Raw genomic sequence first — 24,319 nt, 5'->3', positions numbered from 1 at the left:
GACCCCGCGTGACCTCTCGCGACCCGAACAGGAGGACCCATGCCCGAGGCGGACACCCCACCGACCGCCCCCGCGCCGACACCGCCCGCCCCCGTTCCCGCACCCCCGCCGGCCGCCCCCGTACTGACGGCGGCCGGCATCGACAAGGGCTTCGCGGGCGTGCACGCCCTGCGGGGCGTGGACCTGGTGCTGCGGGCCGGCCGGGTGCACGCCCTGGTCGGCGAGAACGGCGCCGGCAAGTCCACCCTGATCAAGGTGCTGACCGGCGTGCACCGCCCGGACGCCGGCCGGATCGAACTGGCGGGCCGTCAGGTCGCGTTCCGCACACCGCTGGAGGCGCAGCGGGCCGGGATCTCGACGGTGTACCAGGAGGTCAACCTGGTGCCGATGGTGTCGGTGGCCCGCAACCTGTTCCTCGGCCGGGAGCCGCGCCGCCGGGGCCTGCTGGACGTCCGGCGGATGAACCGGGAGGCGGCCGCGCTGCTGGCCCGCTACGGGGTGCGCGCCGAGGTGTCCCGGCCGCTGCGCGAACTGGGCCTGGGCGCGCAGCAGATGGTGGCGCTGGCCCGGGCGGTGCAGCTGGAGGCCCGGGTGGTGGTGATGGACGAGCCGACCTCCTCGCTGGAGCCGCGCGAGGTCGACACCCTGTTCGGGGTGGTCCGGGAGCTGACGGCGCAGGGCATCGCGGTGGTGTACGTCAGCCACCGGCTGGACGAGCTGTACGCGCTCTGCGACGAGGTGACGGTGCTGCGCGACGGCCGGGTGGTGCACGTGGGCGACCTGGCGGGGCTGGGCCGGCGGGAGCTGGTGGCGCTGATGCTGGGCCGGGAGCCGGGCCCGGGCACCCGGGCGCCCGGCACCCGGCGGGCCGGGGCGGTGGCAGTCGGCGACGTCCCGGTGCTGCGGGCCGAGGGCCTGACGGTGCGTCACAAGGTCCGCAGGGTGGGTTTCGCGCTGCGCCGGGGCGAGGTGCTGGGGCTGGGGGGCCTGCTCGGGTCGGGGCGCAGCGAGACCGCGAAGGCGGTGGTGGGCGCGCTGGGCGCGGACGCCGGGCGGGTGGAGGTGGCGGGGCGGGTGCTGGCGCGGCGCAGTCCGGCGGCGGCGGTCCGGGCGGGGGTGGTGCTGCTGCCGGAGGACCGGAAGGCGGAGGGGATCGTACCGGGCCTGTCGGTGCGGGAGAACATCGTGCTGGCGGCGCTGCCCCGGCTGTCCCGGGCGGGTCTGGTCTCGCGGGCCCGGCAGGACCGGATCGTGGAGACCTTCATGACCCGGCTGCGGATCAAGGCCGCGAGCCCGGAGCAGAAGGTGTCGGACCTGTCGGGCGGCAACCAGCAGAAGGTGCTGCTGGCGCGCTGGCTCTGCCTGGGCCCGAAGGTGCTGCTGCTGGACGAGCCGACCCGGGGCATCGACGTCGGCGCCCGGGCCGAGGTGCAGGCGCTGATCGACGAACTGGCGGCGGAGGGCCTGGGCGTGCTGCTGATCTCCTCGGACGCCGAGGAGCTGATCGCGGGCGCGGACCGGGTGCTGGTGCTGAAGGACGGCGCGGTGGTGGAGGAGCTGACCGGCGCCTCGGTCAGCGCGGACGGCCTGCTGGCCGCGCTGGCCCACGAGCCGGAGGATCCGGACGAGCCGGACGAGCCGGATGGACCGGACGGACCGGACGGAGCGCCGGGCGGCGTGGCGGTGGAGGAAGTCGACGACGTGGACGGAGGCCCCCGGTGAGCGCCCTGACCCTGGCGGGTGCGGTGCGCGGGCGCGGGCCCGCGCTGAGTCTGCTGCGGCGCTACGGCGTGTACGCGGCGCTGGCCGTGCTGTTCGTGGTGGCGGCGGTGCTGGACGGCGGGTTCCTGTCGGCCGGGAACGTCCGCATCCAGCTGTTCCAGGTCGCGCCGACGCTGCTGGTGGCGCTCGGGATGGCGCTGGTGATCGGCACCGAGGGGATCGACCTGTCGGTGGGCGCGGTGATCGCGCTGGCCGCGGCGGTGGTCCCGCTGTACATCGGCTGGGGGCTGCCGGTGGCGCTGCTGGTGGCGGTGGCGCTGGGCGCGGTGAGCGGGCTGGCGGGCGGCGCGATGGTGGCGTTCACCCGGGTGCAGCCGATCGTGGCGACGCTGGCGCTGATGATCGGGGTGCGGGGCGTGGCCTCGCTGGTCAACGGGGCGTCGGCGAAGCCGGTGACGGATCCGGCGCTGCTGCGGCTGGGCGCGGAGGCGTTCGCGGGCGTCCCGTGGACGGCCTGGCTGGCGGCGGGGTGCGTGGCGCTGACCGCGGTGCTGGTCCACCGGACCACGTTCGGGCGGCAGTTGGTCGCGGTCGGCGACAACCGGCGGGCGGCCCGGCTGGCGGGGCTGCCGGTGCGGCGGGTGCTGCTGACGGTGTACCTGCTGTCGGGGGTGCTGGCGGCGGTGGCCGGGGTGCTGATCGTCGGCCACGGCGCGGAGGCCGACCCGGCCAACCAGGGCCGCAACGTCGAACTGGACGCGATCACCGCGGTGGTGGTCGGCGGGACGCCGCTGGCGGGCGGCAGCGTGCGGGTGCTCGGCACCGTGGCGGGGGCGCTGTTCATGCAGCTGACCACCGCGGTGCTGACCCAGCACGACGTGCACAGCTCCATCACCAAGATCGTCGAAGCGGCCGTCATCTGCCTGGCCGTGTACGCCTCCCGGGAGCGTGGTACCCGATGAGCCCGACCCTTCCCTCCGCCGCCGGGGCGGGCCCGCTGGCCCGCCGCCGCCGACTCACTGCGGAGACCCCCGCCGAGCGGCTGGCCGGGCGGATCCGCCGGCACGGCGCGCTCACCGTGCTCGTCCTGCTGGTGCTGGGCGCGGCGGTGTTCTCGCCCGGCTTCGCCGGCGCCGACAACCTGGGCGCGATCCTCGGCAACAACGCCTTCGGCTGGCTGCTGGCGCTCGGCCTGACCTTCGTGATCCTCACCGGCGGCATCGACCTGTCGGTGGGGTCGATGTACGCGCTCGGCGGGGTGCTGGCCGCCTGGGCGGCCCAGCACCACGGCACCTGGGCGGCCGTGCTGCTGCCGCTCGCGGTGGGCGCGGCCTGGGGCTGCGCGCACGGCCTGCTGGTGTCCCGGGCCGGCCTGGCCCCGTTCATCGTGACGCTGGCGGGCCTGCTCGGGGCGCGCGGCCTGCTGCAGCTGATCACCGCCGAGGGCACCGAGACGTACCTGGTGCCGCGCGGTTCGGCGTTCCGGGCGCTGGGCGAGGGGACGTGGACGCCGGTGCTGATCGCCGCCGCCCTGTTCGGCCTGGGCGCGCTGCTGCTGACCAGAACGAAGTTCGGGGCGGCGACCACCGCGATCGGCGGCAACGAGCCCGCGGCCCGGCTGATGGGCCTGCCGGTGGCCCGCACCAAGACGCTGGTGTACGTGCTGTCCGCGACGCTGGCCAGCGCGGCCGGGGCGCTGGGCAGCGCCCGGCTGGGCTCGGGCGTCACCACGGTGGGCGTCGGCTACGAGCTGACCGCGATCGCCTCGGTGGCGATCGGCGGCACCCTGCTGACCGGCGGCAGCGGCTCGGTCGGCGGCACCGTCGCGGGCGTGCTGCTGCTGTCGGTGATCCACAACCTGATCGACCGTTCGGCCTCGCAGTACGGCTCGGCCGTCACCGACACCGTGAACGGCGCCTTCCTGGCCGTGGTGGTGCTGGCCCAGGCGCTGCTCGACCGCGGGCGCCGCGACGAATGAGCGGCCACGGGGAGCGGGGAGGCGCCGGAACGCGCGGCGAGGGGACGCGCGGCGAGGGGACGCGCGGCAGCGGGCCGGTCGGGGCAGGACCGGTCGGGGCAGGGCCGGTCGGGGCAGGGCCGGGAGAGCGAGGGGGCGGGGACGTGGGCGTGAGCCTCAAGGACGTCGCGGTGCGGGCCGGGGTGTCCGTCAAGACCGTCTCCAACGTGGTCAACGACTACCCGCACGTCAGCCCGGCCACCCGGGAGCGGGTCCGGCGGGCGGTCGACGAGCTCGGCTACCGGCCCAACCCGACGGCCCGACGGCTGCGCACCGGCCGCAGCGGCATCATCGCGCTGGCCGTGCCGGAGCTCGGCAACCCGTACTTCGCGGACCTCGCCACGGCGGTGATCGACGCGGCCGCGCACCACGGCCGCACCGTCCTGCTCGACCACACCGCCGGGCTGCGCGCCGAGGAGGCCCTGGTCTCGCAGGGCTTCCGCAGCCACCTGATCGAGGGGCTGATCCTCAGTCCGATCCGGCTGGAGGCCGAGGACCTGCTGCGCCGCCCGGCCCGGCCGCCGCTGGTGCTGCTCGGCGAGCGCGAGTACGACGCCCCGTTCGACCACATCGCCATCGACAACGTGGCCGCCGCCCGGCTCGCCGTCCGCCACCTGATCGGCCTGGGGCGGCGCCGGATCGCCTTCGTCGGCGCCCGCCGGGACAGCCGCCGGCAGCCCGCCCACCTGCGGCTGCGCGGCTGGCGGGAGGAGATCCTGGCCGCCGGCGGCACCCCCCGGGAGGAGCTGGTGGCGGCCACCGACGGCTACGACCGGCTGGACGGCGCGGTGGCGATGACCCGCCTGCTCGACCTGCCGGAGCCGCCCGACGCCGTCTTCGCCTACAACGACCTGGTCGCCCTCGGGGCGCTGCGGGTGCTGGCCGAACGGGGCGTCCGGGTCCCCGAGGAGGTCGCCGTGGTGGGCTTCGACGACATCGAGGAGGGCGCCTACGGCGCCGTCACCCTGACCAGCGTCGCCCCCGACAAGGCCGCGATCGCCCGGCTCGCCGTGGACTGCCTGGTCGCCCGGATCGAAGCCGCCCCCGACCGGCCCCCGGCCCGGCCCCGCCGCATCCTGCCCGGCCACGCCCTGGTGGTGCGCGAGTCCACCGTCGGCCGCGCCGCGCACCGCTGACGCCCCGTCACCCGCCCGCCGGAACCCCGCAGCTCCCTGTCGGAACCCCGCCGATCCCCGAGGACCCCCCGTTGCCGCTCCCGTCCGCCACCCGCGCCCCGTCCGTCCACCGCAGCCCGTTCGGCGTCCTGCCCGACGGCACCCCCGTCGACCGCTGGACCCTCGACGCCGGGACCGGCGTCCGCGCCGAGGTGCTCGACCTGGGCGGCATCCTGCACCGGCTGGAGGTGCCCGACCCGGACGGCCGACCCGCCTCGGTGGTGCTCGGCCACCCCGACCCGGCCGGGTACGCCGCCGACACCGCCTACCTGGGCGCGCTGATCGGCCGCTACGCCAACCGGATCGCGCACGGCGGCTTCCGGCTCGACGGCCGGGTCCACCGGGTGCCCGCCGCCGACCGCGGCCACGCCCTGCACGGCGGCCCGGACGGCTTCCACCGCCGCCACTGGCGGGCCACCCCCCGGCCGGGCCCGGACGCCGCCGCGCTCCGCCTCGACCTGGACAGCCCGCACGGCGACATGGGCTTCCCCGGCCGCCTGCGCGTCACCGCCGTCTACACCCTCGACCGGCACGGCACCCTGCGCCTGGACTGGACCGCCCGCGCCGACCGCCCCACCCCCGTCAACCTCACCCAGCACGCCTACTTCCGGCTGTCCGGGCCGGGCGGCGGCAGCGTGCTCGCCCACCGCCTCGCCGTGGACGCCGACGCCTACCTGCCCGTCGACCCGACCGCCGTCCCGCTGCCCGGCCCACCCGCGCCGACCGCCGGCACCCCCTTCGACCTGCGCGAACCGCACCCGATCGGCGAACGGCTGGCCCTCCCGCACCCCCAGCTGCGGGCCGCCGGCGGCTACGACCACTGCTGGGTGCTCACCCCGCCGCCCGCACCCGGCGCGCTGCGCCGGGCCGCCCGCCTGGACGACCCGGCCGGCGGCCGCCGGATGGAGGTCTGGACCACCGAGCCCGGCCTGCAGGTGTACACCGGCAACGGCCTGGACGGCCGCCCGCACCCGCGCCACGCCGGGATCTGCCTGGAGACCCAGCACTTCCCCGACTCCCCCAACCGCCCCGACTACCCGGACACCGTGCTGCACCCCGGCACCGTCCGCCGCAGCACCACCGAGTTCCGCTTCCCCCACCTGCCCGCCCCGCCGGGGGCCCCGGCATGAGCGCCGGAGCGCCCGACGTGAGCGGCGGGGCGGGCCGGGGCCGCGGGGGCTCCCGCTCAGCGGGCGACGGTGCTGCTCTCCCGGACCACCACCCGGAAGCCCGGCGTGATCCGCCGCCCCGGACCGGTGTAGCGCTGTTCGATCCGCTCCTCCAGGCAGCGGACGGCGAGTTCGGCGATCAGCCGCTTGTCGGGGGCGACGGTGGTCAGCGAGGGGATCGCGTACGCCGCCTCCTCGACGTCGTCGAAGCCGACGATCGCCAGGTCCTGCGGCACCCGCAGCCCGGCCTCGTGGGCGGCCCGCAGCGCGCCCAGCGCGAGCAGGTCGTTGAAGCAGAACACCGCGTCGGGCCGCTGCGGCAGGCGCAGCAGCCGGCGCATCGCCGAGGCGCCGTCGGGCCGGAAGTAGGCGCGGACGGGCGGCAGCAGGTCCTGGTCGACCGTCAGGCCGGCGCCGGTCAGCGCCTCCCGGTAGCCGGCCAGGCGCTGTTCGGCGGTGGCCCGGGGCGCGGGCTGCTGCCAGCCGATCGCGGCGATCCGCCGGTAGCCCTCGTCGATCAGGTGGCGGGTCACCTCGCGGGCGCCGGCCACGTTGTCGATGTGCACCCGGTCCGCGACCGGGCCGAGGTCGGCCTCGCCGAGCAGGACCAGCGGGATCTCCCGGGAGCGGGCCAGCAGGGCGGCCCGGTCCAGGCCGAGCGGGCTGAGGATGACGCCGTCGATCATCGGTCCGCCGAGGCCGGAGGCGATCCGGAGTTCGGCAGCCGGGTCGCCGCCGGTGTCGTCCATCAGCACGGTGATGCCGACCCGGCGGGCGGCCGCGATCACTTCGACGGCGAGTTCGGCGAAGTAGGGGGACGGCAGTTCGGGGAAGGCCAACGCGATGACCCCGCTGCGTCCGGTGCGCAGCCGGCGGGCCGTCAGGTTGGGCTGGTAGCCGAGCCGGTCGATGGCCTGCTGGACCCGCTGCCGGGTCGGTTCCGCGACGGGGGTGGTGCCGTTCACCACGTTCGAGACGGTCTTGACGGAGACTCCGGCCAGTTCGGCCACGTCTTTCAGGCGCGGCGCCGCGGCGCCGGTCCCGTTGTTCGGCACGGACAAGACCGCACCCCCTCCTCCCGCCGGCCGGGCGCGAGGGAGCGGGGCCGGCACCACCACGACGCCGCTGTTTCAACGTGAGAATACAAGGTCGCCGATGATCCGCCAGCCTTTCCCCGCCCGCGGCCGGTCGCCGCCCCGGGTCCCGTTCCGCGTCCCGGTACCGCCCCTGCACCCCCACCCCGAAGGAGCGCACCTTGTCCCGTCGATTCCCGCTGCCCGCCGGGCAGTTGTGGCGCACCGCCAGGTCGGCCGCGGCCGCTCTGGCACTGCTGGTCGCCGCGCTGATCGGCCTGCCCGGCACCGGCCACGCGGCCGGTTCGCTGCCGTGCGACCTGTACGCGTCCGGCGGCACGCCCTGCGTCGCCGCGCACAGCACCACCCGGGCCCTGTTCGCCGCCTACGACGGCCCGCTGTACCGGGTGACCCGGGCCTCCGACGGCGCGTCCGCCGACGTCGGCCTGCTCGCGGCGGGCGGCTACGCCGACGCCCAGGCCCAGGACCGGTTCTGCAACGGCAGCACCTGCCGGATCACCCGGATCTACGACCAGACCTCCCGGCACAACGACCTCACCCCGGGCCCGGCCGGCACCTCCGGCATGGGCGACGACCGCGGCGCCGACGCCTCGGAGATCGCCGTCACCGCGGGCGGCCACAAGGTCTACGGCGTGTGGATCTCGCCGGGCGTCGGCTACCGCTACACCGGCGTCGCCTCGGGCGTGGCCGTCAACGGGCAGCCCGAGGGCGTCTACATGGTCGCCAGCGGCACCCACGTGGGCGCGGACTGCTGCTTCGACTACGGCAACGCCGAGTCCACCCCCGCCGACACCGGCAACGGCCACATGGACGCCGTCTCCATCGCCACCACCTGCTACTTCCCGCCGTGCAGCGGCAGCGGCCCGTGGATCGAGGCCGACCTGGAGAACGGCATGTTCCAGGGCGACAACGGCTCCAACACCGCCAACCTCGGCAACAACAGCCCGTTCGTCACCGCCGTGCTGAAGAACAACGGCCAGACCACCTACGCCCTCAAGGGCGGCAACGCCCAGTCCGGCGGGCTCACCACCTGGTGGAACGGCGCGCTGCCCAGCCGCTCCGGCTACCGGCCGATGAAGCAGGAGGGCGGCATCATCCTGGGCATCGGCGGCGACAACTCCAACTGGAACCGCGGCACCTTCTTCGAGGGCGCCATGGTCGCCGGCTACCCGGGCGACGCCACCGAGAACGCCGTCCAGTCCAACGTCACCTCCGTCGGCTACGGCGGCCGCACCGACCTGCCCAACGGCCCGCAGGGCACGGTCACCGGCCCCGGCGGGCAGTGCGTGGACGTCGCCGCCGACGACACCGGCGGGAACGGCGCCGCCGCCCAGCTGTGGAACTGCCAGTCCTACGCCGAGGACCAGCACTGGACGCACAACGTCGACGGCTCCCTCACCACCCTGGGCCGCTGCCTGGACGCCACCGGCAACGGCACCGCCAACGGCACGCCCCTGCAACTGTGGGACTGCAACGGCGGCGGCGCCCAGAAGTGGCTCCAACAGGCCGACGGCTCGCTGCTCAACCCCCAGTCCGGCCGCTGCCTGGACGATCCCAACGGCAACACCGCCAACGGCACCCGCCTGCAACTGTGGGACTGCAACGGCGCCGCCGCACAGAAGTTCGCCGTCAACGGCGGCGGCCCCGTCGCCGCCCCGGGCGGGCAGTGCGTGGACGTCGCCGCCGACGACACCGGGGCGAACGGCAGCGCCGTCCAGCTGTGGAACTGCCAGTCCTACGCGGTCGACCAGCACTGGACGCACGCCGCGGACACCTCGCTGCACACCCTGGGCCGCTGCCTGGACGCCACCGGCAACGGCACCGCCAACGGCACGCCCCTGCAACTGTGGGACTGCAACGGCGGCGGCGCCCAGAAGTGGACCCAGCAGGCCGACGGCTCGCTGCTCAACCCGCAGTCCGGCCGCTGCCTGGACGACCCCAGCGGCAACACCGCCAACGGCACCCGCCTGCAACTGTGGGACTGCAACGGGAGCGCGGCGCAGAAGTTCGCCCTGCGCTGACCGCCGACCCACCCCCGCCCGCCGCAGCCGGTCCCCGCTCCCGGGGACCGGCTCCGGCCAGAGCCATGCCGGTCGCCGGGTCAGTGCCCGGACGCGAGCGGCTCGCCGTTCTCGAACCGCCGGACCTGCTCCCGCAGGACCCGCTTGGCCCGCGGCAGGAAGGCGCTGCTGGGGCCGCCGACGTGCGGGGTGATCAGCACCCCGGGGGCGTGCCAGAGCGGGTGGTCGGCGGGCAGCGGCTCCGGGTCGGTGACGTCGAGCGCCGCCCGCAGGCGCTGCGCGGAGAGCTCCGCCAGGAGCGCCCCGGTGTCGACGACCGGCCCCCGCGCGACGTTGACCAGCAGCGCGCCGTCTTTCATCCGGGCCAGGAACCCGGCGTCGACCAGGTGGCGGCTCTCCGGGGTGAGCGGCGTCAGCAGCACCACCACGTCCGCGGACGGCAGCAGTCCGGCCAGTTCCTCCGCCCCGTGCACCCGCTCCTGCGGGCGGGCCCGGCGCGCGACCCGGACCACCTCGCACTCGAAGGGCTCCAGGCGTGCGGCCAGCGCCCGGCCGATCGAGCCGTATCCGAGGATGAGCACCGTCCGGTCGGCGAGGGACTGGTGGAACTCGGTGCTCCAACGTCCCTGGTCCTGGAGCCTGGTGAAGTGCGGGACGCCCCGCAGCGAGGCGAGGATCAGCGTCACGGCGAGCTCGGCGGTGCTGGCGTCGTGGAGTCCGCGCGCGTTGCACGCCACCACCCCGGCCGGCACGTGCGGCAGGACGTCGTCCATCCCGGCCGTGAGCGTCTGGACCGCCTTCAGCGACGGCAGCCGCGGGATCACCGGCAGTGCGACGGCGTGCCGCAGGTAGGGCAGGCAGAAGAACTCCACCTCCCGCAGCGCCTCGTCCGACGGCACCGGCCCGTCCCCGTCCCACACCAGGGCGTCAAGACCGGCGGGCAGGCCGCCGATCGCTTCGGGGGCGTACGGGAGGAGGTAGCGAGCGCTCATGCTCCGACCTTAGCCGCCGCGGCCCGTGCTCCCCGCCGGTGCGGGTGGTCGGGAGTCGCGCCAGGTGGGCGGCCTCGATCGCCCCCGACCGCCCGCCGGTCCGCCGCCCCTGCGGCCCCGTCCGCCCCGTCTTCCCCTGAGTGGCCGTCAACTCGTGTCCGTTTACCACCTCTTGACGCGCGCACCGCTCTGCTGGCTTCATTGGGGCGAGTGGGAGCGCTCCCACTTCCGTGGGCCCCCACCCCTGCTCCCCCTCCCTGCACCCCTCCCCCCACACAGGAAGGCCCCCACCCGTGCCTCCGATCCCCTCCGGCCGCGGGCTGTCCCGGCGCGCGGCCGCCGTACTGACCGGCCTCGCGCTGGCCGCCGGCGGCGTCACCGCGCTCGCCCCGGCCACCGCCGGCGCCGCCACCGCCGGCTCGGCCGCCGTCGGTGCGCCCGCCGACTTCCCCGTCCGGGTCAACCAGCTCGGCTACCTGCCCGACGGCCCCAAGCGGGCCACCGTGGTCAGCTCGGCGACCGCCCCGCTCGCCTGGCAGCTGCGCGACTCCTCCGGCGCGCAGGTCGCGTCCGGCACCACCACCGTGCACGGCGCCGACCAGGCGTCCGGCCAGTCCACCCACCTGGTGGACTTCGGCGCCTACACCGGCACCGGCAGCGGCTTCACGCTGGTCGTCGGCGGCCTGGCCAGCCACCCGTTCGACATCTCGGCCGCGCTGTACGACGGGCTGCGCGCCGACAGCCTGAACTTCTTCTACCAGCAGCGCAGCGGCATCGCGATCGACGCGAACCTCGCCGGCGGCAGCGCGTACGCCCGACCGGCCGGGCACCTGGGGGTGGCGCCGAACAAGGGCGACACCAGCGTGCCCTGCCAGGCCGGGGTGTGCGACTACAAGCTGGACGTGCGCGGCGGCTGGTACGACGCCGGCGACCAGGGCAAGTACGTGGTCAACGGCGGCATCGCCACCTGGGAGCTGGTCAACTCCTTCGAGCGGGCCCGCCGTTCGGGCGGCGACGCGGCGCTCGGCGACTCCACGCTGCGGGTGCCCGAGCGCGGCAACGGGGTGCCGGACGTGCTGGACGAGGCCCGCTGGGAGCTGGAGTTCCTGCTGCGGATGCAGGTGCCGGACGGCAAGCCGATGGCCGGGATGGCCTTCCACAAGATCCACGACGCGCAGTGGACCGCCCTGCCGACCCGCCCCGAACTCGACGACCAGCAGCGCGAGTTGCACAAGCCGTCGACCGCCGCCACGCTCAACCTGGCCGCCACCGCCGCCCAGTGCGCCCGGGTCTACGCGCCGTACGACGCCGCCTTCGCCGCCCGCTGCCTGGACGCGGCCCGCCGCGCCTGGAGCGCCGCCAAGGCCAACCCGAACGTGCTCGCCCCGGCCACCGACAGCACCGGCGGCGGCGCCTACGAGGACGCCGACGTCTCCGACGAGTTCTACTGGGCGGCCGCCGAACTCCTCGCCACCACCGGCGAGTCGCAGTACCGGGACGCGGTCACCTCCTCCCCGCTGCACACCAAGCCGGTGGACGCCTTCTGGTGGGGCGGCACCGCGACGCTCGGCCGGATCACCCTGGCCACCACTCCCGGCATCGCCCTGCCCGCCGACGACGTGACCCGGCTGCGCGGCCTGCTGACCGGCGCCGCCGACGGCTACCTGTCCACCATGAACGGCCAGGGCTACGCGGTGCCGCTGGCCCCCGACGGCTACGTGTGGGGCTCCAACAGCTCGGTCGCCAACAACGCGATGGTGCTGGGCGTCGCCTACGACCTGACCGGCGCCGCCCGCTACCGCACCGGCGCGCTGGAGACGATGGACTACCTGCTGGGCCGCAACGCCCTGGACCGCTCCTACGTGAGCGGCTACGGCGAGCGCGCCTCGGAGAACGAGCACCACCGCTTCTGGGCGCACCAGAACGACGCCTCGCTCCCGCACCCGCCGGCCGGCTCCTTCGCGGGCGGCCCCGACTCCGGCCTCCAGGACCCGGTCGCCGAGGCCCAGTTGGTCGGCTGCGCCCCGGCGGCCTGCTACGTGGACGACATCGGCTCGTACTCGACCAACGAGGTGGCGATCAACTGGAACGCCTCGCTGGCCTGGCTGGCGGCGTTCGCCGCCGAGCGGCACGCGGCCCCGGCGACGCCCGCCGTGCAGGTGGCCCCGGCGGCGGTGACCGTTCCCGAGGGCGGCTCCGCGACGGTCGCGGTCAAGCTCTCGGCCGCGCCCGCCCAGGACGTGACGGTGACGGTCACCCGCACCTCGGGCGACACCGACCTGTCGGCCGCCACCTCCTCGCTGGTCTTCACCCCGGCCAACTGGGCCACCGCGCAGCAGGTCACGCTGACGGCGGCGCAGGACGCGGACGCGCTGGCGGGCAGCGCGGTCTTCACGGTCGGCGGCCCGGGCGTCCAGTCGGCGGTCTTCACGGCCACCGAGGCCGACGACGACACCGCGCCGCCCGCGGCCTCCTGCGCGGTGGCGTACAAGGTGGACAGCTCCTGGGGCAACGGGTTCACCGCGACGGTGACGGTGAAGAACACCGGTGCCTCGGCCGTCTCCGGCTGGACGCTCGGCTGGGGCTTCGGCGGTGACCAGCGGATCAGCAACGCGTGGAACGCGACGGTCTCCCAGAGCGGCAGCACCGTGACCGCCCGGGACGCCGGGTGGAACGGCGCCCTGGCCCCCGGTGCGAGCGCGAGCTTCGGCTTCCAGGCCACGTACTCCGGCACCAACGCGACCCCGGCCCGGTTCACCGTGAACGGCGCCGACTGCGCCTGAGCACCGGCCCGGCCGGCGGCCCCTCGCGGGGGGGGCCGCCGGCCGGGGTGTCACGCCGTCAGCCCAGCTTCCACTGCTGGTTGCTGCCGCCGCTGCACGACCACAGCTGGACGGGCGTGCCGTCGGCGGTGCCGAGCCCGGCCACGTCCAGGCAGAGCCCCGACTGCACGCCGGTGACCGTGCCGTTGGAGTTGACCTGCCACTGCTGGTTGGGCTGGCCGTTGCAGGACCAGACGATCGCCTTGGTGCCGTTGGCGGTGCCCTTGGCCTCGGCGTCCAGGCACAGCGTGGTGCCGCCGACGGTCACGGTCAGCTGGTTGGCGGCGGTGCGGGTCCAGGTCTGGTTCGCGGCGCCGTTGCAGCCGGCGATCTGCTGCTGGGTGCCCGCCGCGGTGCCCGGGTCGGCCAGGCACTTGCCCGCGCCGACCGCGCGCAGCGCGCCGGTGCCGCTGCCGGAGGGGGCGGTGTCCAGGCCCATGAAGTGGATCGCGTTGGCGGCCATCCCGGCGCCCTGGACCGGCAGTTGGTGTCCGGCGCCGGAGATGCTGTACGCCTCGACCTGGGTGCCCGCGGCGTTGTTGTAGCGGGTGCGGGTCCAGCCGGAGGCGGGGGTGTCGGTGGCCGACGGCGTCTGGCTCACGCCGAGGACGTCGGTCCACTGCTTGATCTCCTCGCCGAGGTTGTTGTAGTTGAGGATGGTGTCGGCGGTGCCGTGCCAGAGCTGCACGCGCGGGCGCGGGCCGGTGTAGCCGGGGTGGGCGCCCCGCGCCAGGTTGCCCCACTGCTGCGGGGTCATCGAGACCTGGCCCTGCGCGCAGGGCGCGTTCCAGCCGCGCACCGTGCCGGTGTAGAAGCAGTGCTGGGGCACGCCCATGAACGCCGCGCCGGCCTTGAACACGTCGGGGTAGTCGGCGAGCATCACGTTGGTCATCATGCCGCCGGAGGACTCGCCGGTGACGTACACGGCGTTGGCGTTGCCGCCGTAGTGCTGCTCGGTGTAGGTGATCATCGACATCAGGCCGACCGGGTCGCTGCCGCCGCCCCGGGTCAGTGCCTGGTCGGAGGAGACGTCCCAGCAGCTGCCGCTCGGGTTGGTCGACGGGTAGACGACCAGGAAGCCGTACTGGTCGGCCAGTTGGCCGAAGTCGGTGCTGGAGTACAGGTAGGGGCCGCTGCCCTGGCAGCCGTGCAGGGCGAGCAGGATCGGCGGGTTGGGCTTGGCCGAGGCCGGCACGTACAGGTCCATGAGCAGACCGGTCGGGTTGGTGCCGAAATCGGCGATCCGGGTCAGTGAGGCCGCGGCGGCGCGGGGCGCCGTCTGCAGGGTGAGGCCGAGGGCGAGGGCGAGCACGGCGAGGACGCCGACCAGCCTGGACGCGAACGAGTGGGTTCGGGACATGGGCGCTCCGTCGGGAGTGCCAACAGCACGAGGAGGGTCCGGCGCCACCACGGATGGACGCCGATGCTACCCGCCGCACGCCCCCGCTGTCGCCGGCCGCCCGGCCGGCGACGGGGGTCGACCGCGCCGCGGCACCCCTGCCACCTGGGGTTCCGTCGGGCGGCGGCGCCCGCCGCCCGTCGTGAAAGTTGCAGGCCGGACGGGTCCCGGGGCAGGACCGGGCCGCCGGGAGGGGCGGGCACCGGCTTCGGGCGGCCGCTGCGCGGAGTATTGACAACCCGTGGCGCCTGATACAGATTTCACCTGGCAACCGCGGAGAAGCGCTCCCCCCTGCAATGATGATTGTTAGCGCTAACAGCATGATCGAGGGCCCGGCGCCCACCTCCCCTCGACCGCTTCTCCCGTCCCACGTGCCCCGCCGGTCAGGAACGACCCGGCGGGGCACTCGCCCGCACGACCGCCGGCGCGAGGTACCTGGCCTCCCCGGCGCGCACTCTCCTCCCCCACCCAAGGAGAACGATCCGTCATGCCACGGCTCAACGGGAAGACCCCGCTCCGCAAGCTCCTGACCCCGGCCGCCTGCACGGCGGTCGGCCTGGTGGCGGTCCTCACCGCCGGCCCCGCCGCCCAGGCCGCCGGGGCGAGCACGCTCGGCGCCGCAGCGGCGGGCAGCAACCGCTACTTCGGCACCGCGGTCGCCTCGGGCCGCCTCGGCGACTCGACGTACAGCACCATCCTCGACCGGGAATTCAACATGATCACCCCGGAGAACGAGATGAAGTGGGACACGGTCGAACCGTCCCGGGGCTCGTTCAACTTCGGCCCCGGCGACTCGATCGTCAACCACGCCACCGCGCACGGCCAGCGGATGCGCGGCCACACCCTGGTCTGGCACAACCAGCTGCCCGGCTGGGTCAGCTCGATCGGCGACGCGAACACGCTGCGCAGCGTGATGGACAACCACATCACCCAGGAGATGTCCCACTACAAGGGCAAGATCTACGCCTGGGACGTGGTCAACGAGGCGTTCGCCGACAACGGCACCGGCCAGCACCGCAGTTCGGTGTTCCAGAACGTGCTGGGCAACGGCTTCATCGAGGAGGCGTTCCGCACCGCACGGGGCGTCGACCCCGCGGCCAAGCTCTGCTACAACGACTACAGCATCGAGGACTGGTCGTCCGCCAAGACGCAGGGCGTCTACGCCATGGTGAAGGACTTCAAGTCCCGCGGCGTGCCGATCGACTGCGTCGGCTTCCAGAGCCACTTCGGCAGCGGCGGCGCCCCCGCGAGCTTCCGCACCACGCTGGCCAACTTCGCCGCGCTCGGCGTCGACGTCCAGCTCACCGAGCTCGACATCGCCCAGGCGTCGGCCACCGCGTACGCGAACGCCGTCCAGGCCTGCCTCGACACCGCCCGCTGCACCGGCGTCACGGTCTGGGGCATCCGCGACAGCGACTCCTGGCGCACCGGCGAGAACCCGCTGCTGTTCGACAACAACGGCAACAAGAAGGCCGCCTACACCTCGGTGCTCAACGCCCTGAACAGCGCCGGCGGCGGCACCGGGACCCCGAGCGGAGGCATCGTCTCCGGCACCGCGTACACGCTCACCGACGTGGCGGCCGGGCGCGTCCTGGACGAGCCCGCCGGGCAGAACGGCAACGGCACCCAGCTCCAGGTCTGGGACGCCAACGGCACCGCCGCCAACCAGCAGTGGCGGGCCACCCAGAACGGCGACGGCAGCTACACGCTGACCAACCTCGCCAGCGGCAAGGCGCTGGACGAGCCCGGCGGCCAGACCGGCAACGGGACGCGGCTGCAGGTCTGGGACGCCAACAACGGCGCCAACCAGCACTGGCGGGCCACCCTCAACGGCGACGGCTCCTACACCCTGGTCAACGTCGCCAGCGGCCGCGCGCTGGAGATCCCGGGCGGCCAGACCGGCAACGGCGCGCCCGTCCAGATCTGGGACTCCAACGGCGGCGCCAACCAGCACTGGACCTTCAAGTGAGCCGCGCCGCCCAGCCGCGCCGCTGACCCGCCGAACCACTGAGCCGAACCGCCCACCCCTGAACCGAGCCGCGCCCGCCTCCGGTCCCCGGACCGGGCGCGGTTCCCTCCGGCGGCCGGCCGTGAGCTCCCGCGAACGCGACTGTTAGCGCTCACAGCCCGGCCGCACCCCCCACTCACCCCCCTCCCCCACCCCGAGGAGATTCCGTGCACAGCCGAAATCCCAGCCGCAGGCAGCTGTCCGTGCTGCTCACCGCGGTGGTCGCGGCCGTGGCAGCACTGGCGGCGATGCTCGTCGCCGGCCCCGCCGCCCAGGCCGCGACCACCGGCGCCCTGAAGAGCGTCTCCTCCGGCCGCTGCCTCGACGTGTCGGGCGGCAGCCAGACCGACGGCGCGCTGCTGCAGATCTACGACTGCTGGAACGGCACCAACCAGCAGTGGACGCTGACCTCCGCCAACGAGCTGACCGTCTACGGCAACAAGTGCCTGGACGTCCCCAACCACGCGACCGCCGCCGGCACCCGGGTGCAGATCTGGGCCTGCAGCGGCGGCACCAACCAGCAGTGGCGGGTGAACGCCGACGGCAGCGTCACCGGTGTCGAGTCCGGCCTGTGCCTGGACGTCACCGGCGGCGCCACCGCCAACGGCACCGCCGTGGAGCTGTGGACCTGCAACGGCCGCAGCAACCAGCAGTGGACCGGCCTGACCGCGGGCACCCCGACCACGCCCCCGCCGTCCTCCGGCACCAGCTGCCCGCTCCCGTCGACCTACCGGTGGAGCTCCACCGGCGCCCTGGCGCAGCCCGCCAACGGCTGGGCCGCGCTGAAGGACTTCACCGACGTCGTCTACAACGGCAAGCACCTGGTCTACGGCTCGAACGTGAACGGCTCCTCGTACGGCTCGATGGCGTTCGCGCCGTTCACCAACTGGTCGGACATGGCCTCGGCCGCCCAGACCGGGATGGGCCAGGCCGCGGTGGCGCCGACGCTGTTCTACTTCGCGCCGAAGAACATCTGGGTGCTGGCCTACCAGTGGGGCGCGTGGCCGTTCATCTACCGCACCTCCAGCGACCCGACCAACCCCAACGGCTGGTCCGCGCCGCAGGCGCTGTTCACCGGCAGCCTCCCGGGCGGCGCCGCCCCGATCGACCAGACGCTGATCGGCGACGACCAGAACATGTACCTGTTCTTCGCCGGTGACAACGGGAGCATCTACCGGGCGAGCATGCCGATCGGCAACTTCCCCGGCAACTTCGGCTCTTCCTACACCACGGTGATGACCGACACGGTCAAGAACCTGTTCGAGGCCCCGCAGGTCTACAAGGTCAAGGGCCAGAACCAGTACCTGATGATCGTCGAGGCCCGGGGCGCCACGGAGCAGCGCTACTTCCGCTCCTTCACCGCCACCAGCCTGAGCGGTTCGTGGACCCCGCAGGCCGCCACCGAGGCCAACCCGTTCGCGGGCAAGGCCAACAGCGGCGCGAGCTGGACCAACGACATCAGCCACGGCGACCTGGTCCGCAACAACCCCGACCAGACCATGACCATCGACCCCTGCAACCTCCAGCTCCTCTACCAGGGCAAGTCCCCGACCGCGAGCGGCCCCTACGACCAACTCCCCTGGCGCCCGGGCGTCCTGACCCTCCAGCACTGACCGTCCGAGCCGCGGCGGGCGCCTCCTGACGGGCGTCCGCCGCACGGCAGGGCCCCGGCCGTCCACCGGCCGGGGTCCGTTGACAACCGGAACGCGCGCCCCGTATCGTCCGAAACGGGGCGCGCGTTCCGTTACGCGCCGCCGGGCCCCGCCGACCGTCGTTCGAACCGGAGCCAGTCATGACGGAGCAGGACCACGCCGTTCCGACCGCGCGCGAGGTGGCCGAGCGGTTCCTCGCCGCCGCCCCGGACCCCGTCGGGAGCGGGCTCGCCGACCTGTACGGCGACACGGTCGTGATCGAGATGCCGTTCGCCCCGCCCGGGGTCCCGCGCCGCACCGAGACCACCCGGGAGCAGCTGCGGGCGCGCTTCGCGGCGGGCGCCGGGGTGCGCGAGTACACCGGGGTCGGCTCGGCCGCGGTCCACGAGACCCGCGACCCCGGGGTCGTCGTCGTCGAGTGCGACCTGCACGGCAGGCTGGTCGCCACCGGCGAGCGGTTCGTGCTCTCCTACATCAACGTGATGACCGTCCGCGACGGCCGCATCGTGCACTCGAAGGACTACTCCGACCCGATCGCCGCGGCGAAGGCCCTCGGCCTGCTCCCCCGGCTCCTGGAACTCCTCGCGGCCGACGCCGCGGAGGAGGACGGGCGGTAGCACCGGCGCGCCCGCCGCCGGACGACGGCCCCGGCCCGCCGTGCACTAGCCTGGGCACCGCCCGCGGTGATCGACGCGGGCGCCCCGCCCGGCCGGCGACGACGACGTGGAGGACGACAGCTGTGGACGCGCGGTCGACACCCCCGATGCGAGCGGACGCGCGGCGCAACCGGGCCCGGGTGCTGGAGGCGGCCCAGGCGGCCTTCGCCGCCGACGGCCTGCTGGTCCCGCTCGACGAGATCGCCCGGCGCGCCGGGGTGGGCGCCGGGACGGTGTACCGGCACTTCCCGACCAAGGAGGCGCTGTTCGACGCGGTCATCCTGCACCGGGTGCAGGGCTTGGTCGAGCAGGCCCGGGAGTTGGCGGCCGCGGCCGAGCCGGGCCCGGCGTTCTTCGGGTTCGTCGTCCGGATGACGCGGGAGAGCGCCGCGAAGAAGGACCTGATCGACGCCGTGGCGGGCGCCGGGATCGACGTGACGGCGAACCTGGCCGAGGTGAACCGCGAGTTGCGGGAGTCGATCGGCGTGCTGCTGGCCCGGGCGCAGCGGGCCGGCGCGGTGCGGGACGACGTCGGGACCGCCGAGCTGATGGCCCTGCTTCGCGCCGTCTTCCTCGCCACCCACCGGGCGGAGGACGCCGAGCGGCTCACCGACCGGGTGGTGGCCGTGGTGTGCGACGGGCTGCGGGCACCCGCGGCAGCGCACTGACAGCTGCTGACAGCGCCTGACGACGGCTGGCGACGCACGGGAACGGGAACGCCGGTCCCCGGGGCAGCCCCCCGGAGACCGGCGTTCGTCGGTGCGGGATCAGCCGCGCGGGCTGAGGTGCAGGATGATGTACTCGTACGCCTGGGAGTTCGGCGCCGGGTTGATGTACGGGTCCTGCTCGTTCGGCCAGCCGGTGAAGTCGGTGTCGTTGTACTCGTACCAGGCCGCGCCGTAGAACACCGGGACGGCGGGGACGTCGTCCGACATGATCTGCTGGAGGGTGTTCAGCGCGGTCTTCTCGGCCGCGGCGTCGCCCGCGTTCTGGAACGCCTTGACGGCGTCGCGGACCTTCGGGGAGTCGTACTTGCTGAAGTCGCCGGCCGCGACCTGGCCGGCCTCGGCGCCCATGCCCGGGTCGAGGACGTACTGCAGGCGCTGGAACGGGGTGCCGCCCTGGCCCCAGTGGATGGCGGCCTCGTAGTTGCCGGTGGTGATGGCGGTGTTCCAGCTGTTGAAGTCGAAGGCGCCGTTGGTGCTGACGTCGAAGCCGAGCGCGTTCAGGTCCTTGGCCATCGCCTGCGCGGTGCACCAGTAGTCGGAGAACGAGTTCGGGTCGATGACGGTGAACTTGATGGTCTTGCCGTCGCGGGTCCACTTGCCGCTGCCGTCCTTGGTCCAGCCCGCGGCGCCGAGCAGCGAGTCGACCTTGGCCGCGTCGGCCTCCGGCTTGAGGTCGTTCGCCAGCGCCGGGTTGACCATCGCCTGGTCGGCCGGCAGCAGCAGGCCGCCGGAGGAGGTGGCGGGGCGGGCGTAGTCGGTCTCGCACTGGCTCGCGTAGGCGCGGCGGTTGAGGCCGGCGCTGATCGCCTTGCGGACGGCGGGGTCGGCGAGCGCGGGGGAGGTGGTGCTCTTGTTGTTGAGCATCAGGGAGACCGTGTTGGCCGCCGGGAAGTACGGCGCGGTGGCCTGGAACAGGTGGTGGTGCTCCGGGTCCTTGCCGACGAAGGTGTTCTGGACGTTGGTGATGTTGTTGCCGGTGAGGTCGATCTCGCCGTTGTTGAGCGCCAGGGTGGCGGCGTCGTTGGTCGCGTAGGCGGGGAAGGAGACGTGCTGCACCTTCGGCTTCTCCCGGAAGGCCGGGTTGACCTTGAAGGTGACGTTCTGCGCGGTGAACTTGTCCACCAGGTACGGGCCGGTGCCGATCGCCTGGTCGGCCTTGACGACCGCGTTGCCGGGGCTGCTGATGGTGGACCAGATGTGCTCGGGCACGATCAGCTGGTTGCCGATGCCGATGAAGTTGGCCTTCTGCGGGCCGTCGAAGTCCAGCACCACGGTGGTGGCGTCCGGGGTGGTGATGCTGCTGGGCAGCGGGGCGCCGCCGGTGTTGGTGGCCGGGTTGGCCTTCAGCATCTCGAAGGTGAACTTGACGTCCGCGGAGGTGAAGGGCTTGCCGTCGCTGAAGGTGATGCCGGACTGGAGCGCCAGGGTGAGCGTCCGGTTGTCGTTCGACCACGCGAAGGACTTGGCGAGCCACGGGATCGGCGGCTGGTCGGCCTTGAGGGTGTTGAACTGGAAGAGCGGCTCGAAGATCAGCGAGCGGGCGTTCTGGGCGGAGAGGAAGGAGTTGCCGTCGAAGGGGTTGTAGTTCTCGGTGAACGACGGCATCGGGGTCGACTCGACCACCAGGGTCCGGTCGGCGCCGGCGTCGGTGGACTTCGAACCGCCGGAGTCGGTGCAGGCGGTGGCGCCAAGGCCGACGGCGGCGGCCAGGGCGAGGGCTCTGAGAGCGGTGGAACGGCGCATGGCTGGGAGCTCCTGGGGGTGGGGTTTCGGGGTGGGTTCGGGACGGGAGGTGACGGTGGTTCAGGCGGGCGCGGTGCCCGGTGCCCGTTCGGGGTCGAGCAGCCAGCAGGCGGCGACCTGGTCGCCCGCGGCGGGCCGCACCGGCGGCGCGGTCTCGGCGCACACCGGCATCGCGAGCGGGCAGCGCGGGTGGAAGCGGCAGCCGCTCGGCGGGTCGATCAGGCTGGGCGGCGCGCCGCGCCCCTGCAGCACCACCGGTTCGCGGCGGTGCGGGTCGGGGGCGGCGCTCAGCAGCAGCCGGGTGTAGGGGTGCGCGGGGGCGTCGGTGACCTGGACGGCCGGGCCGGACTCGACGACCTGCCCGGCGTACATCACCACGACGGTGTCGGCGAGGTAGCGGGCCGAGGCGATGTCGTGGGTGACGTACAGGATGGCGAGCCGTTCGCTCTCGCGCAGTTCGTCGAGCAGGTTGAGCACGCCGAGGCGGATCGAGACGTCGAGCATGGAGACCGGCTCGTCGGCGAGCAGCACCCGGGGCTGCACGGCGAGGCCGCGGGCGATGGCGACCCGCTGGCGCTGGCCGCCGGACAGCTCGTGCGGGAACTTGTCGAGGTAGCGTTCGGCCGGGGTGAGGCTGACGCGTTCGAGCAACTGCGCGGCGCGGGCGTCGAGTTCGCTCCCGCGCAGGCCGTGGTGCAGCTTGAGCGGGCGCCGCAGGTGGTAGCGGATGCTGTGCACGGCGTTCAGCGAGGAGAACGGGTCCTGCAGCACCAGGTGCACCTGGCCGGCGTAGGCGCGCCGGGCCCGCGCGGAACCGCCGACCGGTTCGCCGTCCAGCAGCAGTTCGCCGGCGGTGGGGGCGATGAGCCGGGTCAGCAGCCGCGACAGGGTGGACTTGCCGGAGCCGGACTCGCCGACCACGGCGGTGACGGTGCCCTCCGGCAGGGCCAGCGAGACGTCCTCGACGGCGCGCACGACCCGGCCGCGCCGCAGCCCGCCGTGGACCGGGAAGTGCTTGGTGAGGCCGCGGGCCTCCAGGGCGGGGGTGCCCGGGCGCTTCGGGCCGTGCACCACCCGGGCGGTGTCGGTGCTGGTCACAGGGTGCTCCCAAGGACTCGGGCGAGCGGCGCCGGGACGGGCTCGCCGCCGGTGTGCAGCCAGCAGGCGGCCGAGCGGGCCGCGGGCGCTCCCTCGGCTCCGGGGGCGCCGCCGGGTTCGGCGGGTTCGGGCTCGACGAGCCGGGGGGTCTCGTGCGCGCAGCGCTCCAGCGCGAACGGGCAGCGCGGGTGGAAGGCGCAGCCGGCGGGCAGCGCGGTGAGCGCGGGCGGGGCGCCGGGGATGCCCTCCATCCGCACCCGTTCGCCGTGCAGGGACGGGAAGGAGTTCAGCAGCCCCAGCGTGTACGGGTGCCGCGGGCTGTGGAACAGCCGCTGGGCGTCGGCGAGTTCGACGATCCGCCCGGCGTACATGATGGCGATGGTGTCGGCGAGTTCGATCAGCAGCGACAGGTCGTGGGTGATGAACACGATCGCGAAGCCGAGGCGGTCCTTGAGCTGCATCAGCTCGTCCAGGATCTCCCGCTGGGTCACCACGTCCAGTGCGGTGGTCGGTTCGTCCATGATGACGACCCGGGGCTCCAGGGCCAGCGCCATCGCGATCATCACGCGCTGGCGCATGCCGCCGGACAGTTCGTGCGGGTAGCTGCGCAGCCGCTCCTCGCCGATGCCGACCAGGCGCAGCAGTTCGACGGCCCGCTCCCGCCGTTCGGCGGCGCCCAGTCGGGCCCGGTGGGCGCGGAGCGCGTCGGTGAGCTGGGCGTCGATCCGGGCGACCGGGTTGAGCGCGTGCATCGCGCTCTGGAACACCACCGAGATCTGGTCCCAGCGGACTTTGCGCAGCGTGGCGGCGTCCGCCTCCAGCAGGTCGAGGACGCCGTCCGGGCCGTGGAAGCGCACCTCGCCGCCGGTGATCACGCCGGGGGCGCGCAGCAGTCTGGTGACGGCGTACGCCAGGGTGGACTTCCCGGAGCCGGACTCGCCGGCCAGGCCGAGGACCTCGCCGCGGCGCAGGGTCAGGGTGGCGTCGGTGACGGCGCGCACGCCGCCCGGGCCGACGCCGTAGTCGACGCACAGGTCGCGGACTTCGAGGACGGGTTCGCCAGTCACGGCTGCGCCTCCTTCAGCGGGACGGGGGTGGGCGAAGTGCCCTGCGGCGCGGCGGACTTCAGCACGGGGGTGAGGCCGAGGCGGAAGACCACCCCGCGGGCCCGGCCGGTGCGGGCCGAGGTGAGCCGGGGGTTGATCACCTCGTCGATGCCGAAGTTGACCAGGGCCAGGGCGATCCCGACCAGCGCGACGGCCAGCGCGGGCGGCAGGTACCACCACCAGTAGCCGTTGACGGCGGCGCCCGAGGCCTGGGCCTCGTTGAGCACGGTGCCCCAGGTCACCGAGGCGGGGCTGATCACGCCGAGCCAGGCCAGCGCGGTGTAGGTGCCGATGCCGTAGATGACGGTGAAGATGAACGCCGAGGCCAGGATCGGCAGCAGGTTCGGCACCACCTCGAACAGGATGATCCGCCAGGTGCGTTCGCCGATCACCCGGGCCGACTCGACGTAGTCGGCGGCGCGCAGCGCCAGGGTCTGCGCGCGCAGCACGCGGGCGCCCCAGGCCCAGGCGGTGAGGGCGATCACCGAGCCGATCAGCAGCGGGTCGCTGGTCTCCGCGGGCGGCAGCGGCTTCATGATCACCATCAGGATCAGCAGGCCGGGCAGGGCCAGGAAGATGTTCGCCAGCGCCGAGAGCAGGTCGTCCACCAGGCCGCCGACGAAACCGGCGGTGACGCCGACCACGACGGACAGCACGGAGGCGAACAGCCCGGCGAGGAAGGAGATCAGCAGGGTGTCCCGGCCGCCGGTCAGCAGCCGCGAGAACAGGTCGTGCTGCTGCTGGTCGGTGCCGAGCCAGAACCGGCCCGAGGGGGCGAGCGGCAGACCGCTGGTGCGGTCGGCCTGCCAGTCGGCGGAGTGCGGCGCGATCAGCGGTCCGACCACGGCCAGCAGCAGGAGCACCAGCAGCAGGGCCGAACCGGCGAGCACTTTCGGGGAGCGGAGCGCGCGCATCGC

18 protein-coding genes are annotated in these 24,319 nt (G+C 74.2%); 11 read left to right on the top strand and 7 right to left on the bottom strand.

Features of this window, described 5'->3' with window-relative positions; genetic code table 11:
- Positions 1-39: 39 nt before the first annotated feature.
- The 5 genes from IH44_RS0116160 (at position 40) to IH44_RS0116140 (ending at position 6,044) form a co-directional block, all read left to right on the top strand.
- Entirely contained in the window at positions 40-1,722 is a 1,683-nt protein-coding gene (locus IH44_RS0116160) for a sugar ABC transporter ATP-binding protein (RefSeq protein WP_063759615.1), read from the top strand.
- Complete coding sequence (locus tag IH44_RS0116155; protein WP_051816956.1) at positions 1,719-2,684, top strand: ABC transporter permease; 966 nt, start codon at positions 1,719-1,721, stop codon at positions 2,682-2,684. Before IH44_RS0116160 ends, IH44_RS0116155 begins: the two co-directional genes overlap by 4 nt.
- Positions 2,681-3,700 (top strand): ABC transporter permease, encoded by a 1,020-nt coding sequence (locus IH44_RS0116150; protein WP_081966916.1) that lies wholly within the window; start codon positions 2,681-2,683, stop codon positions 3,698-3,700. The genes IH44_RS0116155 and IH44_RS0116150 overlap by 4 nt, the downstream gene beginning before the upstream one ends.
- A 143-nt stretch (positions 3,701-3,843) precedes the next feature.
- Entirely contained in the window at positions 3,844-4,875 is a 1,032-nt protein-coding gene (locus IH44_RS0116145; protein ID WP_030460256.1) for a LacI family DNA-binding transcriptional regulator, read from the top strand.
- Between the two features lie 71 nt (positions 4,876-4,946).
- Positions 4,947-6,044 (top strand): aldose epimerase family protein, encoded by a 1,098-nt coding sequence (locus IH44_RS0116140; RefSeq protein WP_030460255.1) that lies wholly within the window; start codon positions 4,947-4,949, stop codon positions 6,042-6,044.
- A gap of 56 nt (positions 6,045-6,100) precedes the next feature.
- Here the strand turns inward: IH44_RS0116140 and IH44_RS0116135 are convergent, their stop codons facing one another.
- Complete coding sequence (locus tag IH44_RS0116135; protein WP_232794958.1) at positions 6,101-7,144, bottom strand: LacI family DNA-binding transcriptional regulator; 1,044 nt, start codon at positions 7,142-7,144, stop codon at positions 6,101-6,103.
- 194 nt (positions 7,145-7,338) lie between these two features.
- Here IH44_RS0116135 and IH44_RS0116130 point away from each other — a divergent pair, with 194 nt between their 5' ends.
- Positions 7,339-9,198, top strand: a complete 1,860-nt coding sequence (locus IH44_RS0116130; protein WP_081966915.1) for an arabinofuranosidase catalytic domain-containing protein — start codon at positions 7,339-7,341, stop codon at positions 9,196-9,198.
- Between the two features lie 80 nt (positions 9,199-9,278).
- Here the strand turns inward: IH44_RS0116130 and IH44_RS0116125 are convergent, their stop codons facing one another.
- Entirely contained in the window at positions 9,279-10,190 is a 912-nt protein-coding gene (locus tag IH44_RS0116125) for a 2-hydroxyacid dehydrogenase (protein WP_030460252.1), read from the bottom strand.
- Positions 10,191-10,483: 293 nt separating this feature from the next.
- On the opposite strand from IH44_RS0116125, the gene IH44_RS0116120 reads away from it, so the two are divergent.
- Positions 10,484-12,973, top strand: coding sequence for a glycoside hydrolase family 9 protein (locus IH44_RS0116120; RefSeq protein WP_030460251.1), 2,490 nt, complete (start codon positions 10,484-10,486; stop codon positions 12,971-12,973).
- A 58-nt stretch (positions 12,974-13,031) separates the two neighbouring features.
- On the opposite strand, the gene IH44_RS0116115 is transcribed toward IH44_RS0116120, so the two are convergent.
- Complete coding sequence (locus tag IH44_RS0116115) at positions 13,032-14,372, bottom strand: PHB depolymerase family esterase (protein ID WP_030460250.1); 1,341 nt, start codon at positions 14,370-14,372, stop codon at positions 13,032-13,034.
- 526 nt (positions 14,373-14,898) lie between these two features.
- Between IH44_RS0116115 and IH44_RS0116110 the strand changes: the two genes are divergently transcribed.
- The 4 genes from IH44_RS0116110 to IH44_RS0116095 all read left to right on the top strand — a co-directional run bounded on the left by IH44_RS0116110 (position 14,899) and on the right by IH44_RS0116095 (position 19,395).
- Positions 14,899-16,380 carry an endo-1,4-beta-xylanase gene (locus IH44_RS0116110; RefSeq protein ID WP_030460249.1) on the top strand — a complete coding sequence of 494 codons (1,482 nt, stop codon included), beginning with the start codon at positions 14,899-14,901 and terminating at the stop codon, positions 16,378-16,380.
- A 287-nt stretch (positions 16,381-16,667) separates the two neighbouring features.
- Positions 16,668-18,032: a non-reducing end alpha-L-arabinofuranosidase family hydrolase gene (locus IH44_RS0116105; protein ID WP_107066549.1), complete on the top strand. Its 1,365-nt coding sequence runs from the start codon at positions 16,668-16,670 to the stop codon at positions 18,030-18,032.
- 179 nt (positions 18,033-18,211) lie between these two features.
- Positions 18,212-18,688, top strand: coding sequence for a nuclear transport factor 2 family protein (locus IH44_RS0116100; RefSeq protein WP_030460247.1), 477 nt, complete (start codon positions 18,212-18,214; stop codon positions 18,686-18,688).
- 146 nt (positions 18,689-18,834) lie between these two features.
- Positions 18,835-19,395: a TetR/AcrR family transcriptional regulator gene (locus IH44_RS0116095; RefSeq protein WP_030460246.1), complete on the top strand. Its 561-nt coding sequence runs from the start codon at positions 18,835-18,837 to the stop codon at positions 19,393-19,395.
- Positions 19,396-19,494: 99 nt separating this feature from the next.
- Here the strand turns inward: IH44_RS0116095 and IH44_RS0116090 are convergent, their stop codons facing one another.
- From IH44_RS0116090 to IH44_RS0116075, 4 genes are read right to left on the bottom strand one after another with little or no spacing between them, the layout of a single operon-like run.
- A complete protein-coding gene (locus IH44_RS0116090) occupies positions 19,495-21,198 on the bottom strand; it encodes an ABC transporter substrate-binding protein (RefSeq protein ID WP_030460245.1) in 1,704 nt (567 codons plus the stop codon).
- Between the two features lie 60 nt (positions 21,199-21,258).
- Entirely contained in the window at positions 21,259-22,296 is a 1,038-nt protein-coding gene (locus IH44_RS0116085) for an ABC transporter ATP-binding protein (RefSeq protein WP_035955286.1), read from the bottom strand.
- Complete coding sequence (locus IH44_RS0116080) at positions 22,293-23,363, bottom strand: ABC transporter ATP-binding protein (protein WP_030460243.1); 1,071 nt, start codon at positions 23,361-23,363, stop codon at positions 22,293-22,295. Before IH44_RS0116080 ends, IH44_RS0116085 begins: the two co-directional genes overlap by 4 nt.
- Positions 23,360-24,316 carry an ABC transporter permease gene (locus tag IH44_RS0116075; RefSeq protein WP_051816955.1) on the bottom strand — a complete coding sequence of 319 codons (957 nt, stop codon included), beginning with the start codon at positions 24,314-24,316 and terminating at the stop codon, positions 23,360-23,362. Before IH44_RS0116075 ends, IH44_RS0116080 begins: the two co-directional genes overlap by 4 nt.
- Positions 24,317-24,319: the final 3 nt, after the last annotated feature.

This window comes from Kitasatospora sp. NRRL B-11411 (assembly GCF_000721345.1).
Classification (GTDB): domain Bacteria; phylum Actinomycetota; class Actinomycetes; order Streptomycetales; family Streptomycetaceae; genus Kitasatospora; species Kitasatospora cineracea.
Note: the sequence above shows the minus strand (reverse complement) of the source record. Positions and strands in the feature narration are given on the sequence as shown.